This is a genomic window from Microbacterium sp. AZCO (genome assembly GCF_039614715.1).
Classification (GTDB): Bacteria; Actinomycetota; Actinomycetes; order Actinomycetales; family Microbacteriaceae; genus Microbacterium.
Genome location: NZ_CP154857.1, coordinates 1,402,721 through 1,417,351, shown reverse-complemented (window position 1 = coordinate 1,417,351; position 14,631 = coordinate 1,402,721). Strand labels below are relative to the sequence as shown.

12 protein-coding genes are annotated in these 14,631 nt (G+C 71.0%); 10 read left to right on the top strand and 2 right to left on the bottom strand.

Features of this window, described 5'->3' with window-relative positions:
* Positions 1-82: 82 nt before the first annotated feature.
* Complete coding sequence (glgX, locus tag AAIB33_RS06710; RefSeq protein WP_345802773.1) at positions 83-2,167, bottom strand: glycogen debranching protein GlgX; 2,085 nt, start codon at positions 2,165-2,167, stop codon at positions 83-85.
* A 60-nt stretch (positions 2,168-2,227) separates the two neighbouring features.
* On the opposite strand from glgX, the gene AAIB33_RS06705 reads away from it, so the two are divergent.
* The 4 genes from AAIB33_RS06705 to AAIB33_RS06690 are packed head-to-tail and all read left to right on the top strand — an operon-like array spanning position 2,228 to position 7,234.
* The gene (locus AAIB33_RS06705) at positions 2,228-3,397 is read left to right on the top strand and encodes a cysteine desulfurase family protein (protein WP_345802772.1); all 1,170 of its coding nucleotides are present in this window, start codon (positions 2,228-2,230) and stop codon (positions 3,395-3,397) included.
* Between the two features lie 39 nt (positions 3,398-3,436).
* A complete protein-coding gene (mnmA, locus tag AAIB33_RS06700; RefSeq protein WP_345802771.1) occupies positions 3,437-4,534 on the top strand; it encodes a tRNA 2-thiouridine(34) synthase MnmA in 1,098 nt (365 codons plus the stop codon).
* Between the two features lie 53 nt (positions 4,535-4,587).
* Positions 4,588-6,918, top strand: coding sequence for an NAD-dependent DNA ligase LigA (ligA, locus tag AAIB33_RS06695; protein ID WP_345802770.1), 2,331 nt, complete (start codon positions 4,588-4,590; stop codon positions 6,916-6,918).
* Between the two features lie 7 nt (positions 6,919-6,925).
* Positions 6,926-7,234, top strand: coding sequence for a YciI family protein (locus AAIB33_RS06690; protein WP_345802769.1), 309 nt, complete (start codon positions 6,926-6,928; stop codon positions 7,232-7,234).
* Between the two features lie 27 nt (positions 7,235-7,261).
* Here AAIB33_RS06690 and AAIB33_RS06685 read toward each other — a convergent pair whose 3' ends face one another.
* The gene (locus tag AAIB33_RS06685) at positions 7,262-8,965 is read right to left on the bottom strand and encodes a long-chain-fatty-acid--CoA ligase (RefSeq protein ID WP_345802768.1); all 1,704 of its coding nucleotides are present in this window, start codon (positions 8,963-8,965) and stop codon (positions 7,262-7,264) included.
* 56 nt (positions 8,966-9,021) lie between these two features.
* Here AAIB33_RS06685 and gatC point away from each other — a divergent pair, with 56 nt between their 5' ends.
* From gatC to AAIB33_RS06655, 6 genes are read left to right on the top strand one after another with little or no spacing between them, the layout of a single operon-like run.
* Complete coding sequence (gatC, locus tag AAIB33_RS06680; protein WP_345802767.1) at positions 9,022-9,321, top strand: Asp-tRNA(Asn)/Glu-tRNA(Gln) amidotransferase subunit GatC; 300 nt, start codon at positions 9,022-9,024, stop codon at positions 9,319-9,321.
* 2 nt (positions 9,322-9,323) lie between these two features.
* Positions 9,324-10,859 (top strand): Asp-tRNA(Asn)/Glu-tRNA(Gln) amidotransferase subunit GatA, encoded by a 1,536-nt coding sequence (gene gatA / locus AAIB33_RS06675; protein WP_345802766.1) that lies wholly within the window; start codon positions 9,324-9,326, stop codon positions 10,857-10,859.
* Complete coding sequence (gene gatB / locus AAIB33_RS06670) at positions 10,859-12,388, top strand: Asp-tRNA(Asn)/Glu-tRNA(Gln) amidotransferase subunit GatB (protein ID WP_345802765.1); 1,530 nt, start codon at positions 10,859-10,861, stop codon at positions 12,386-12,388. Before gatA ends, gatB begins: the two co-directional genes overlap by 1 nt.
* A 40-nt stretch (positions 12,389-12,428) precedes the next feature.
* Positions 12,429-13,688 carry a DNA polymerase IV gene (gene dinB / locus AAIB33_RS06665; RefSeq protein ID WP_345802764.1) on the top strand — a complete coding sequence of 420 codons (1,260 nt, stop codon included), beginning with the start codon at positions 12,429-12,431 and terminating at the stop codon, positions 13,686-13,688.
* A 52-nt stretch (positions 13,689-13,740) separates the two neighbouring features.
* The gene (locus tag AAIB33_RS06660; RefSeq protein WP_345802763.1) at positions 13,741-14,061 is read left to right on the top strand and encodes a hypothetical protein; all 321 of its coding nucleotides are present in this window, start codon (positions 13,741-13,743) and stop codon (positions 14,059-14,061) included.
* The gene (locus AAIB33_RS06655) at positions 14,036-14,629 is read left to right on the top strand and encodes a hypothetical protein (protein WP_345802762.1); all 594 of its coding nucleotides are present in this window, start codon (positions 14,036-14,038) and stop codon (positions 14,627-14,629) included. The genes AAIB33_RS06660 and AAIB33_RS06655 overlap by 26 nt, the downstream gene beginning before the upstream one ends.
* Positions 14,630-14,631: the final 2 nt, after the last annotated feature.

The window sequence follows — 14,631 nt, the reverse complement described above, 5'->3', positions numbered from 1 at the left end:
GCTTCGGGGTGACCACGCTCCGAACCTACCGCGACCCCCGATGGCAGGACAGGGAGCCGCGCCAGGTGAGGCATCCGGCGTATCATTCCGCCCGGAACAGATGCATCGACGTCCCCTCGACCGGCACGATGTCGCCCGGCAGCAGGAGTCGCTCGACGTGGGACGGACGCTCGTCCGCGCTCGACCAGAGCGAGACGAATCGCTCGACGCCCTCCACCACGGGGAGCGTCACCTCGATGGGCCGCTCGTTGCCGTGGACGATGAGCAGGATGCGGTTGAAGTCCTCGTTCTCGGGCGTCGAGGCGGCCACGTACTGCAGCGTGCGGTGGGCGGGATTGGTCCATCGGTCGATCGACATCGTCTCGCCGTGCTCGTCGTACCACTCCATGACCGAGGCGGACGGCGTGCGCTGATCGAGCCGCGCGAACCGGCTGGGCCGCAGCGCGGGGTTGTCCGCGCGCAGCGCCAGGAGTCGCTGCACGTGCGCGAACAGGTCCTCCTGCCACGGCGCGTGCTCCCACGACAGCCAGGTGAGCGGCGAATCGTGGCAGTACGCGTTGTTGTTGCCGCGCTGCGTGCGGCCGAACTCGTCGCCGGCGGTGATCATCGGGATGCCGGCGGAGAGGAGGAGCGTGCCGAGGAGGTTGCGCATGGCCTTCCGGCGGATGGCGAGGATGCCCACGTCCTCGGTCGGCCCCTCCGTGCCGTGGTTGAACGAGCGGTTCGTATCGGCGCCGTCGCGGTTCTGCTCGCCGTTGCCCATGTTGTGCTTGACGTCGTACGACACGAGATCGCGCAGCGTGAACCCGTCGTGCGCCGTGACGAAGTTGATGCTCGCGAGGGGCCCGCGCTCGGTGCTGAACGTGTTGGAGGACCCCGCAAGGCGCGTGGCGAAACCGCCGATGCCGACGGGTGCCGTCGAGGCCCGGCGGGCGTAGTCGACGTCGCTCAGCCAGAAGTTGCGCACACGGTCGCGGTAGCGGTCGTTCCACTCGAGCCAGCCGTCGCCGAAGTTGCCCGTCTGCCAGCCGCCCATGCCGACGTCCCACGGCTCCGCGATCTTCTTGACGTCCGCGAGGAGCGGGTCCTCGACGATCGCACGCAGCAGCGGGTGGTCCGGCGTGAAGGTGTGCGCGGCATCCCTCCCCAGCGTCGCCGCGAGATCGAAGCGGAACCCGTCGACCTGCACCTCGTTCGCCCAGTACCGCAGCGAGTCGAGCACGAGCCGGGAGGCGGCATCCGTCGAGGTGTCGACCGAGTTGCCGCAGCCCGTCACGTCGATGTACGCGCCCTCGTCCGTCTGCCGGTAGTACGAGCGGTTGTCGATGCCGCGCAGGCTCGTCCGCGGGCCGCCGATGGCCTCTTCCGCCGTGTGGTTGTAGACGACGTCGAGGATGACCTCCAGCCCGGCCGCGTGCAGGAGCTTCACCATGCCCTTGAACTCCCGCAGGATCGCCTCGGGCCCCTGCGCCCGGTTGGCCTCCGTCGCATACGCGGCGTGCGGCGTGAAGAAGTTCAGCGTGTTGTAGCCCCAGTAGTTCGCCAGCCCGTGCTGGAGGAGGCGCGGCTCCGTCGCGAACGCGTGCACGGGCAGCAGCTCGATGCTCGTGATGCCGAGCGAGTGGAAGTGGTCGATCATCGCGGGGTGCGCGAGACCCGCGTACGTTCCGTGCAGGGCAGGCGGGACGAGGGGATGCCGCTTGGAGAGGCCCTTCAGATGACCCTCGTAGATGACGGTCCGATCGAGTGACACGCGCGGCTTGTCGACGCCGCCCCAGTCGAAGGATCCATCGATCGCGACCGACCGCCAGTCGCCGAACCCGCCAGCGACGAGACCTCTGGAGTACGGCTCGACGAGGAGTGTCCGGGAATTGAAGGTGTTCCCGCCGCCCTGCGGTCCCTGCACGCGGATGGCGTAGCGCACGCCGGCCCGCAGGTGGGGGCTCGACACCTCCCACACGCCGCCGCCCACGGGCTCGAGGGGGACGGCGTCGATGATCCAGTCGAGGTCCGTGTCGTCGAAGACGACGAGCTCCACCCCGTCGGCATGCCCCGACCAGACGCGGAGGGTGCCGCCGTCGGGCGCGAGAGTGACGCCGAGCCCGTCGAGATCGGGGCTCAGAAGGCCGGATGAGGCGATGGTTGCGAGGGAGTCCGTGCGGGACATGCGTTCTACAGTAATGACGACATGAGTCCCACGGGTCACGGGAGGAGGGGAGTGTCCGGTATGGGTGTCTATCTCGATCACGCCGCGACCACCCCGCTGCGGCCCGAGGCACGGGAATCCTGGATCCGTGCGACGGAGTCTCTCGGCAACGCATCCTCGATCCACGGCGCGGGTCAGGCGGCGCGCCGCCTCCTCGAGGATTCCCGCGAGCGACTCGCGGCGGTGCTCGGGTGCGACCCCATCGAGGTCGTCCTGACCTCGGGCGGGACCGAGTCGGTGAACCTCGCCGTCAAGGGACTCTGGTGGGCGCGACGCCCCGAGTCGGACGCTGTCGTGCTGCCCGACGGGGAGCACCACGCGACGCTCGACGCCGTCGACTGGCTCGTCGCGCACGAGGCCGCTGCGGTGCGGCCGGTCGCGCTCGATGCGCTCGGACGCATCCCGACCGACACCTTCGCGGCTGCGCTCGACGGCGGTGCCCTCGCAACGGCGCTCGTCGCCAACAACGAGGTGGGCACCCTCAACGACGCCGTCGGGCTGTCGTCGGCCGCCGCGGCGGCGGGAGTCCCGCTGCACCTCGACGCCGTCTCGGCGTTCGGCCACGTTCCCGTGGAGTTCGCCTCGTGGAGGGGGGATGCCGGGGGACCGGCCGGGCTGGCCGCCCTCAGCGTCTCGGCGCACAAGATCGGCGGACCCGTCGGTGTCGGGGCGCTCGTCGTGTCGCGGCACGCCGCCCTGACGCCGATGCTCCACGGCGGAGGGCAGCAGCGCGGGCTCCGCCCGGGCACCCAGGATGTCGCGGGGGCGAGCGCCTTCGCGACGGCGGCCGAGATGGCCGTCGCCGAGCTCGTGGCGGAGGGGCAGCGGCTGACGGCACTGCGCGATCGGCTGGTGGCCGGCATCCTGTCGTCCGTTCCGGATTCCGAGCTGCTCGGTCACCCCTCCGCGCGCCTGCCCGGCAACGCGCACGTGCTGTTCCCGGGTGCGACGGGGGAGACGCTGCTGTTTTTGCTCGACCAGGCCGACGTCGCCGTCTCGACGGGCTCGGCGTGTCAGGCGGGCGTCCCCGAGCCGTCGCACGTCGTGCTGGCTCTCGGGAGGACGGATGCCGAGGCCCGGCAGGTGCTGCGATTCACCCTCGGGCGCACCTCGACCGATGCCGACGTCGAGCGGGTGCTGGCCGTGCTCCCCGCCGCCGTCGAGCGCGCGCGGGCATCCGCGGCGCGCTGAGCCCGTCGAACCCTCAGCCGCCGCTCGTAGACTGGACCGATGCGCATCCTGGCGGCCATGTCGGGCGGAGTCGACTCCGCCGTCGCCGCCGCGCGCGCCGTGGAAGCCGGACACGACGTCGTCGGCGTGCACCTCGCGCTGTCGCGGGCGGGCGGAACGCTGCGCACCGGCAGCCGCGGCTGCTGCACGATCGAGGACGCGATGGACGCCCGGCGGGCGGCGGATCGGCTGGGCATCCCCTTCTACGTGTGGGACTTCTCGGAGCGGTTCCGCGACGACGTCATCGACGACTTCATCTCGGAGTACCAGGCGGGCCGCACGCCGAACCCGTGCATGCGCTGCAACGAGAAGATCAAGTTCGCGGCGCTCCTGGAGCGCGCGCTCGAGCTCGGGTTCGACGCCGTCTGCACCGGCCACTACGCGACGCTCGTCGAGGGCGCCGACGGTCTCGAGCTGCACCGCGCGTCGGACGGCGCCAAGGACCAGTCGTACGTGCTCGGGGTGCTGACGGCGGAGCAGCTCGCACACACGTACTTCCCGCTCGGTTCGACCCCGTCGAAGGCGCTGGTCCGCGCCGAGGCCGCCGAGCGCGGCCTCACTGTCGCGCAGAAGCCCGACAGCCACGACATCTGCTTCATCCCCGACGGCGACACGCGCGGCTGGCTCGCCGAGAAGGTGGGCACGGCCTCCGGCGACATCGTCGACCGCTCCGGCGCCGTCGTCGGCTCCCACGAGGGAGCGCACGCGTACACGGTCGGCCAGCGTCGCGGCCTTTCGCTCGGCATCCCGGCGCCCGACGGCAAGCCGAGGTTCGTGCTCGAGGTGCGTCCCGTGTCGAACACCGTCGTCGTCGGGCCGAAGGAGGCGCTCGCGACAGCCGAGATCGCGGGGGAGCGGTACACGTGGTCCGGTCGCGCGCCCGAGACGTCGTCGTTCGCCTGCGACGTCCAGATCCGCGCCCACGCCGACCCCGTGCCGGCGCTCGCGACCCTGTGCGACGGCGTGCTCACCGTGCGGCCCGAGTCGCACTTCGACGGCGTCGCACCGGGGCAGACGGCGGTGCTCTACGACGGCACACGGGTCATCGGGCAGTTCACGATCGACCGCACCGTGTCGGCCGTGCCCGCCGAGGTCTGAGGCGGGTTGATCCGCCGATGGCCGGTGTCGGACCCCCCTTCTAAACTGACGGGGTGACGGATGCCGCACCCCTCGATCTTCCCGACCTCACGCTCGACGAGGCCCGCGCCGAGGCGCAGGGGCTGACCGACAGGATCATCGAGGCTCGCGACGCCTACTACGGCCGCGATGCCGAGATCGTCGACGACGCCACGTACGACGGGTGGATGCGGCGGCTCGAAGAGCTCGAGCGTCTGCACCCCGAACTGCAGACGCAGGACTCACCGACGCTGAACGTCGGCGCGGCGACCTCGACGCTGTTCGCGCCCGTCGAACACGCCGAGCGCATGCTGAGCCTCGACAACGTCTTCAGCGAGGACGAGCTGCGCGAGTGGTGCCGCAAGGCTCAGGATGCGGCGGGCCGCCAGGTGCGCTGGCTCACCGAGCTCAAGATCGACGGGCTCGCGATCAGCCTCCGCTACGAGAACGGCGTACTGACCTCGGCGGCTACGCGCGGAGACGGGCGCGTCGGCGAAGACGTCACGGTCAACGCGCTGCGGGTCGCCGGCATCCCGCAGCGACTCGCCGGCACGGGGCATCCGCCCATCGTCGAGGTGCGCGGCGAGGTCTTCATCCCGGTCGCCGCGTTCGAAGAGCTCAACGCCCTGCAGGCCCGGCTGCGGGAGCGTGTCTACGACGAGTCTCGTGCGCGCGGCGCCGACGAGGAGCGCGCTCGGCGCTCGGCCGACCGGCGGTTCCCGGCCTTCGCGAACCCGCGCAACGCGGCGAGCGGCGGCCTGCGACAGCAGCTCGACAAGAAGGACGGGCTCGAGCTCGAGGCGGGGGAGGCGCGGGTCGCGTCGCTTCGTCTCTTCGTGCACGGCATCGGCGCATGGCAGAACCCGCCGGTCGCCTCGCAGAGCGAGGTCTACGCGCTGCTGGCGGAGTGGGGCCTGCCCACGAGCCCCTACTTCCGCACGACCGAGACGATCGACGGCGTCATCGATTTCGTCGCGCACTACGGCGAGCACCGGCACGACGTCGAGCACGAGATCGACGGCATCGTGGTGAAGGTCGACGAGCTGGCGCTGCACGACGAGCTCGGGGCGACGAGCCGCGCGCCGCGCTGGGCCATCGCCTACAAGTACCCGCCGGAACAGGTCAACACGAAGCTCCTCGACATCGTCGTCTCCGTCGGGCGCACGGGCCGCGCCACGCCCTTCGCCGTCATGGCGCCGGCTCGCGTCGCGGGCAGCGTCGTGCGGCAGGCGACGCTGCACAACCAGGACGTCGTCCGGGTCAAGGGCGTGCTCATCGGCGACACCGTGGTGCTGCGCAAGGCGGGCGACGTCATCCCCGAGGTCCTCGGGCCCGTGGTCGAGCTGCGCGACGGCACCGAGCGCGAGTTCGTCATGCCCGCCGAGTGCCCGGAGTGCGGCGCCCGACTCGCACCGGCGAAAGAGGGCGATGTCGACCTGCGCTGCCCGAACACCCGATCGTGTCCCGCGCAGGTGCGCGGCCGGGTCGAGCACATCGGATCGCGCGGCGCTCTCGACATCGAGGCGCTCGGCGAGGTGACCGCCGCGGCGCTCACCCAGCCCTCCGTTCCCGACTCTCCGCCGCTGCCGACCGAGGCGGGCCTGTTCGAACTCACGCTCGAGCAGCTCGTGCCCATCGAGGTCGTCGTGCGCGACGCCGAGACGGGCGAGCTGAAGATCGACGAGAAGACCGGTGAGCCGGTCCGGCGCGCGCCCTTCCGTCGCAACCCCAGCGCCGCCGAGAAGAAGGAGGGGCTCACCGGGCCTCAGCCGTCCGCGCAGGCCGTCACCCTGATCGACGAGCTCGAGAAGGCGAAGACGAAGGACCTGTGGCGCTTCCTCGTCGCCCTCAGCATCAGACACGTCGGCCCCGTCGCGGCGCGCGCGCTCGCGCAGTGGTTCGGGTCGCTCGCCGCCATGCGGGCGGCATCGCGCGACGAGCTCGCGTCGGTCGAAGGAGTCGGCGGGATCATCGCCGACGCGCTCACCGACTGGTTCGAGGTCGACTGGCACCGCGAGATCGTCGAGCGCTGGGAGGCCGCCGGCGCCCAGCTCGCGACGCCCGGCCACCCCGGTCCCGGTGCGGCCACGGTCGAAGGGGGAGTGCTCGAGGGGCTGACGGTCGTCGCGACCGGCTCGCTCGAGGGGTACTCCCGCGAGGGCGCGCAGGAGGCGATCATCAAGGCGGGTGGCAAAGCCGCGTCGAGCGTGTCGAAGAAGACGGACTTCGTCGCTGCGGGCCCGGGCGCCGGATCGAAGCTCGCCAAGGCGGAGGAGCTCGGGGTGCGGATCATCGACGCCGCTCAGTTCAGGGTCCTCGTCGAGCAGGGGCCGGGCGCGCTCGGGCCGCGCGACGAGGAAGAGTGACGCGGCCGTGACGGGTCAGTGGCTGTACCGGATCGTTCCGGCTCGGCCCGGCATGCCGCAGGGCCCCACCGACGAGGAGCGGGCGCTGACCGCGGCGCACTTCGAGTATCTCGTGTCGCTCCGCGATCGCGGCATCCTGATCCTCGCCGGCCGGACGCAGGAGGACGACACGTTCGGGATCACGATCTTCGAGGCGTCCGACCGCGCCGAAGCCCTACGAATCATGGATGCCGATCCCGGCGTCGCCGGAGGACTCTTCATCGCGACGCTGCATCCCTACACGGTCGCCGTCGCGCGAGACGGCCTCGTCGAGTGACTCGGTCGATCCGCGCGCGCGGCGCGGCTACGACCCCGTCGTGAGTGTGAGCAGCGACTCGCGAACCTGACGCCGGAGCACCTTGCCGATGAGGGACTTGGGCAGCTCGTCCACCACGAAGATGCGCCGCGGCACCTTGTACGGGGTCAGGATGCCGCGGGCGAACTCGCGGATCGCCTCGACGTCCACGTCCTTGCCGCTCTCGACGACGATCGCCGCCACGACCTCTTCGCCCGAATGGACGCTCGGCAGTCCCACGACAGCGGCATCCTCGACGTCCGGGTGCTGTCGCAGCGCGTTCTCGACCTCGGTGGGGGCGACGTTGAAGCCACCCGTGATGATGAGCTCCTTGATGCGGTCGACGATCCTCACGAAGCCGGCCTCATCGATCGTCACGATGTCGCCCGTGCGGAACCAGCCGTCGACGAACACCGCCTCGGTCTCCTCGGGCTTGCCGTAGTAGCCCTGGAACACCTGCGGCCCCCGCACCACGAGCTCGCCACGCCCGCCGGGCTCGACGTCGGTGGACGGGTCGTCGGGGTCGACCACGCGGCACTCGGTGCCGGGGAGGGGGAGACCCACGGTGCCCGGGACGCGGTTGTCGGCCACGGGGTTCGCCATGAGCACGGGAGAGCACTCCGAGAGTCCGTACCCCTCCACGAGGTATCCGCCGCTCGCGGCTTCGAAGGGCACGACGAGCTCGTGGGGAAGCGCCATGGCTCCCGAGATCGCGACTTCGGTTCCCGCGATCGGCACCCCCTTCTCCTTCGACGCCTTCAGGAGGCGATCGGCGATGGGCGGCACGAGCGGAAGGAAGGTGGCGGGATGCTTCTTCGTCACGTCCAGCACCATGTCCGGGTCGAACCGGGGGAAGAGCACGAGTCTTGCGCCCATCGACATCGCGAAGGTCAGGCACAGGGTGAGGCCGTACGCGTGGAACATCGGAAGCACGGCGTACACGACGCATCCATCCCCCCGCACGATCGAGGGAACCCACGCTCGCGCCTGGGCCGCGTTCGCGAGCAGATTGCGATGTGTCAGCGCGGCGCCCTTCGGAGTTCCCGTCGTGCCGCTCGTGTACTGGATGATCGCGAGGTCGTCGGTCGCGGGCTTCGGATGCGTCGACGGGAGCCGGTCGGCGCCCACGACGTCCTCCCACGACGTGGCGCCGGAGGTGCGCTCGTGAAGCGCCGCCTGCGACTCGCGTGCCTTCGCGATCGGCAGCCGGAGCGCGAGGCGCGTGAAGAACGGCATCGCCTTCGTCACGTCGACCGTGATGAGGTTCGGCACCCGCAGGTCGTCGGGGAAGTCCTGGACGGTGCCGACGACCTTGCTCCACACGATGGCGTGCTTCGCGCCGTGGTCCTCGAACTGCTTCCGCAGCTCTCGCGGGGTGTAGAGGGGGTTGTGCTCGACCACCACCGCCCCGAGCCGCAGGATCGCGTAGAAGGCCACGATGTGCTGCGGGCAGTTGGGCAGCACGATGGCAACGGGGTCGCCGGGGCCGACGCCGCGCTGCTTGAGGCCTGCCGCCGCGCGATCGATCGCCTCATGGAGCCGGCGATACGTCGTGACCCGCCCGAAGAACTGGAGAGCGGGCGCGTCGGGGTAGTCCCGGGCCGACGCCTCCACGATGTCGACGAGCGAGCCGGACACCGGGTCGAGGTCTTCTGGCACACCCGCGGCGTAACTGGCGATCCACGGGCGAGGCGGGTCATACGTCGTCGTCACGCGGCTCAGACTACGCCCGGCCGGGGCGCCCCACACGGCCCGATTAGACTGTCGTGGTGTCTGAAATCACCCCCGATCTCGTGCGCCATCTCGGTGTGCTCGCCAGGATCCAGCTGAGCGACGAAGAGGTCGAGCGCCTCACCGGCCAGCTCGACGTGATCGTCGACAACATCGCCAAGGTGTCGGAGGTCGCGACTCCCGACGTCGTCGCGACGAGCCATCCGATCCTGATGGAGAACGTCTTCCGCGCCGACGAGGTCGGCCGGCCGCTGACGATCGAGCAGGCGCTGCAGAATGCACCGGATGCCGCCGACGGCCGCTTCCGGGTCACTGCGATCCTGGGCGAGGAGCAGTGACGATGACCGATCTCATCCGTCTGAGCGCCGCCGCGCTCGCAGACAAGCTCGCCTCCGGCGAGGTCTCGAGCGTCGAGGCCACGCAGGCCCACCTGGACCGCATCGCCGAGGTCGACGCGGACGTCCACGCCTTCCTCCACGTGAGCGACCATGCGCTCGACGTCGCCGCCGACATCGACCGCCGCCGCGGTGCGGGGGAGTCCCTCGGCGCCCTCGCGGGCGTCCCGCTCGCCATCAAGGACGTGCTGGTCACGACGGACATGCCGTCGACGAGCGGCTCGAAGATCCTCGAGGGCTACCTGTCGCCGTTCGACGCGACCGTCGTCGCCCGCTCGCGCGCGGCAGGGCTCGTGCCGCTCGGCAAGACGAACATGGACGAGTTCGCAATGGGGTCCTCCACCGAGCACTCGGCGTACGGCCCGACGCACAACCCGTGGGATCTGGACCGCATCCCCGGCGGCTCGGGCGGTGGCTCCGCGGCCGCCGTCGCGGCCTTCGAGGCCCCGCTGGCCCTCGGCTCCGACACGGGCGGCTCGATCCGCCAGCCCGCGCACGTGACGGGCACCGTCGGCATCAAGCCGACGTACGGCGGTGTGAGCCGCTACGGCGCGATCGCCCTCGCCTCGAGCCTCGACCAGGTCGGACCCGTCACGCGCGCCGTGCTCGACGCCGGCCTGCTCCACGACGTGATCGGCGGCCACGACCCGAACGATTCGACGTCGCTCACCGACGCGTGGCCGTCGTTCGCCGACGCGGCTCGTGAGGGCGCGCGCGGCGATGTCCTGAAGGGCCTCAAGGTCGGCGTCATCTCCGAGCTTCCCGACAGCGGCTTCCAGGCCGGCGTGTCGGCCTCGTTCCGCGAGGCCCTCGCCGCGATGGAGGCGCACGGCGCCGAGATCGTGGAGATCAGCGCTCCTCACTTCGAGTACGGCGTGGCCGCGTACTACCTCGTGCTTCCGGCCGAGGCGTCGAGCAACCTCGCCAAGTTCGACTCCGTGCGGTTCGGCCTCCGTGTCACACCGCACGCGAACTCGACGGTCGAAGACGTCATGGCGGCGACGCGCGAAGCGGGCTTCGGCGACGAGGTGAAGCGCCGCATCATCCTCGGCACCTACGCGCTCTCGGCGGGCTACTACGACGCGTACTACGGCTCCGCTCAGAAGGTGCGCACGCTCATCCAGCGCGACTTCGACACCGCCTTCACGCAGGTCGACGTGATCGCCACGCCGTCGGCTCCGACCACCGCCTTCAAGCTCGGCGAGAAGATCGACGACCCGCTGCAGATGTACCTCAACGACGTCACGACGATCCCCGCGAACCTCGCCGGCGTCCCGGGGATCTCGATCCCGTCGGGCCTGGCTGCCGAGGACGGCCTGCCCGTCGGCATCCAGTTCCTCGCTCCCGCTCGCGAGGACGCACGGCTCTATCGCGTCGGCGCGGCGCTGGAAGCCGTGCTCGAAGACTCGTGGGGCGGACCGCTCCTCGACAAGGCGCCCGCCCTTCGACGGGCTCAGGGATCGATGGGAGGAATCCGCTGATGGCGAAGGACGCCCTGATGGACTTCGAGAAGGCCCTCGAGCTGTTCGAGCCGGTGCTCGGCTTCGAGGTGCACGTCGAGCTCAACACGAAGACCAAGATGTTCTCGGCCGCGCCGAACCCCGCGCACGACGAGCACCACGGCGCCGAGCCCAACACGCTCGTCGCGCCCGTCGATATGGGGCTGCCCGGCGCACTGCCCGTCGTCAACGAAGAGGCTGTGCGCTCCTCGATCAGCCTCGGCCTCGCGCTCGGGTGCTCGATCGCGCCCTCGAGCCGCTTCGCGCGGAAGAACTACTTCTATCCCGACCTCGGCAAGAACTACCAGATCTCGCAGTACGACGAGCCCATCGCATTCGAGGGCCACGTCGAGGTCGAGCTCAGCGACGGCACGCTCGTGCAGGTGCCGATCGAGCGCGCCCACATGGAAGAGGATGCCGGCAAGCTCACGCACGTCGGCGGCTCGACCGGTCGCATCCAGGGCGCCGAGTACTCCCTCGTCGACTACAACCGCGCGGGCGTTCCGCTCGTCGAGATCGTGACGAAGCCGATCATCGGCGCCGAGCACTCCGCTCCCGAGCTGGCCGCCGCGTACGTCCGCACGATCCGCGACATCGTGATCGCCCTCGGCATCTCGGAGGCGCGCATGGAGCGCGGCAACCTTCGCTGCGATGCGAACGTCTCCCTCCGCCCCCGGGTACCGGCGGGCGAGCCTGCCGCACCGCTCGGCACCCGCACCGAGACCAAGAACGTGAACTCGATGCGCTCCGTGGAACGGGCCGTGCGCTACGAGATCCAGCGCCAGGCCGCCATCCTGTCGAACGGCGGCTCGATCACGCAGGAGACCCGGCACTGGCACGAGGACACCGGCACGACCTCTCCCGGTCGCCCCAAGTCCGACGCCGACGACTACCGGTACTTCCCCGAGCCCGACCTGCTCCCCGTCGCGCCGTCGACGGAGCTGATCGAACAGCTGCGTGCGGCCCTGCCGGAAGCGCCGGCGACGCATCGCCGTCGGCTCAAGGCGGAGTGGGGCTTCGGCGACATCGAGTTCCAGGGTGTCGTCAACGCGGGGCTTCTCGCCGAGGTCGAGGCCACGATCGCCGCCGGTGCGACGCCCGCCGCCGCCCGGAAGTGGTGGATGAGCGAGATCAGCCGCATCGCGAACGCGGAGGGCCGTGACGCCACCGAGCTCGTGTCGCCGGCCGACGTCGCCGCCCTCCAGCAGCTCGTCGACGCCGGCACGCTCACCGACAAGCTCGCGCGTCAGGTGCTCGAGGGCGTCATCGCCGGCGAGGGCACCCCTCAGGAGGTCGTCGATGCGCGGGGTCTGGCGGTCGTGTCCGACGACGGTCCGCTCATCGCGGCGATCGACGACGCCCTGGCCTCGCAGCCCGACGTGCTCGAGAAGATCCGCGACGGCAAGGTCCAGGCCGCCGGAGCGATCATCGGCGCGGTCATGAAGGCGATGAAGGGACAGGCGGATGCCGCGCGCGTCCGCGAGCTGATCCTGGAGCGCGCCGCCCAGTAGCGACCCGCCGTATGTCGGCGGTCGCGGGAAGAATGGGACCATGGGGCGCGGTGACGGATCGGGCCGGCTCGTCTCGCCGGCGGGTGCGGATGACACCGGCACCGGGATCCTGCACGTCGACATGGACGCGTTCTACGCGTCGGTGGCGATCCTCGACGATCCTTCGCTGAAGGGCAGGCCCGTCATCGTCGGCGGTAGCGAAGGGCGCGGGGTCGTCTCGAGCGCGTCGTACGAGGCCCGCCGGTTCGGCGTGCGCTCGGCGATGGGCACGGCGCAGGCGCTCCGGCTGTGTCCGACCGCCATCGTCGTGCAGCCGACCTTCGACCGCTACGTCGAGCTGTCCAAGACAGTCATGGGGATCTTCGAAGACTTCACCCCGCTCGTCGAGCCGCTGTCGATCGATGAGGCGTTCCTCGACGTGCGGGGCGCGCGTCGGCTGTGGGGGAGCCCCGGCGAGATCGCCGTCATGCTCCGCCGCCGGGTGCTGGAGGAGACCGGGCTCACGTGCAGCATCGGCGTCGCCGCGACCAAGCACGTCGCCAAGATGGCCTCCACCTTGAGCAAACCCGACGGGCTGCTCATCGTCGCGGAGCCCGATACGGCGGCCTTCCTCGCAGCGCAGTCCGTGCGCGCGCTCTGGGGCGTCGGGCCGAAAGCCGCGGAGGCGCTCGAGTCCCGTGGCATCCACACGGTCGCCGACATCCTCCAGACCCCGCGGCCCGTGCTCGACCGCGCCCTCGGCCCCGCCATGGGCGAGCGCGTCTGGCATCTCTCGAGAGGGCTCGACGCGCGACGCGTCGACACGCAGCGCGTGGAGAAGAGCGTGGGCCACGAGGAGACGTTCCACCACGACATCGACGACCCGGCGGTGCTGCGGTCGGAGCTCCGCGGCCTCGCCGACCGGGTGGGACGCCGCCTCCGGACGAACGGCTGGGAGGCATCCACGATCGCGGTGAAGATCAGGTTCGCCGACTTCACGACGATCAGCCGGTCGCAGACCCTGCCCGAGCCGACGTCGGTCGGCCAGCGCATCGGGGATGCCGCGATCGAGCTCTTCGACGCGGTCGACCGCCCTCTGCCCGTCCGCCTCCTCGGCGTGCGAGGCGAGAAGCTCCATCCGGTCGCGCACGGCTTGCCGACCCTCTGGGACGACGACGCCGAGTGGCGCAGCGTCGAGAGCGCGCTCGACGACGCCCACGCCCGTTTCGGGCGAGGCGCCGTGACCCGGGCCACCTCCCTCGGCGTGCCGCGCGGCGGCGTGGCACTGCCCTCGCATCCCCAGGCTCCGCCGCGCGACTGAGACACGCCGGTTCGCCCTGGGCAACGCGGGAGCGGGCCGGTAGCGTGGGGGCATGCCCAACATCGCACTGGAGCTCGGCAAGCAGTCCGCATCACTCGGCGTCAACAGCGCCTATGGCGAGCAGCGCGACGTGGGAGGCATCCAGGTCATCCCGGTGGCGTTCAGCTGGACGGGGTTCGGCGGGGGCTCCGACGAGGCCGGAAACGGCGGCGGGGGAGGCGGAGGATGGTCGGTGCCGCTCGGCTCCTACATCCGTCGCGGCGGCGATGTGCGGTTCGAGCCGAACATCGTGTCGCTCCTCGCGGTCGGCATCCCGTTCGTGTGGGTCGCCGGCCGCGCGCTCAGCCGTGTCATCCGCGCCCTCAAGAAGTAGCGTCGACCCGGTCTCGGCAGCGCTCGACGTCGCCGCCGCACGAGTCGTCGGCGCCGTGACGGAGCTCGGGGTCAGCAACCCCGTCGTCCTCATCGACGGTCGCAGCGGCGCCGGCAAGACGAGCCTCGCGCGCGAGCTCGTCGCTCGCTGGCCGTTGCGGGGTCCCGTGCAGCTCGTCGCCCTCGATCAGCTGTATCCGGGGTGGGACGGCCTCGCCGACGGCGTCGAGACCGCGCGCACGCTCATCCTGGTGCCCCACGGGCGCGGGCTCATCGGGGTGTGGCAGCGGTGGGACTGGGATGCCGAGGACTACGCCGAGGCGCACGCGGTGGATCCCGCTCTTCCGCTCATCGTCGAGGGTGTCGGACTCCTGACGCCGTCGACGGAACGGCTCGGAGACGTGAGGGTCTGGCTGGAATCACCCGTCGTGTCGCGCAAGCGACGCGCCCTGCAGCGAGACGGCGAGACGTACCGGCCGCACTGGGACCGCTGGGCCGAGCAGGAGGAGCGCCACCTCGCGCGAGACGATCCTCGTCGCTTCGCGACCCACCAGTTCGTCGTGCCCTAGGC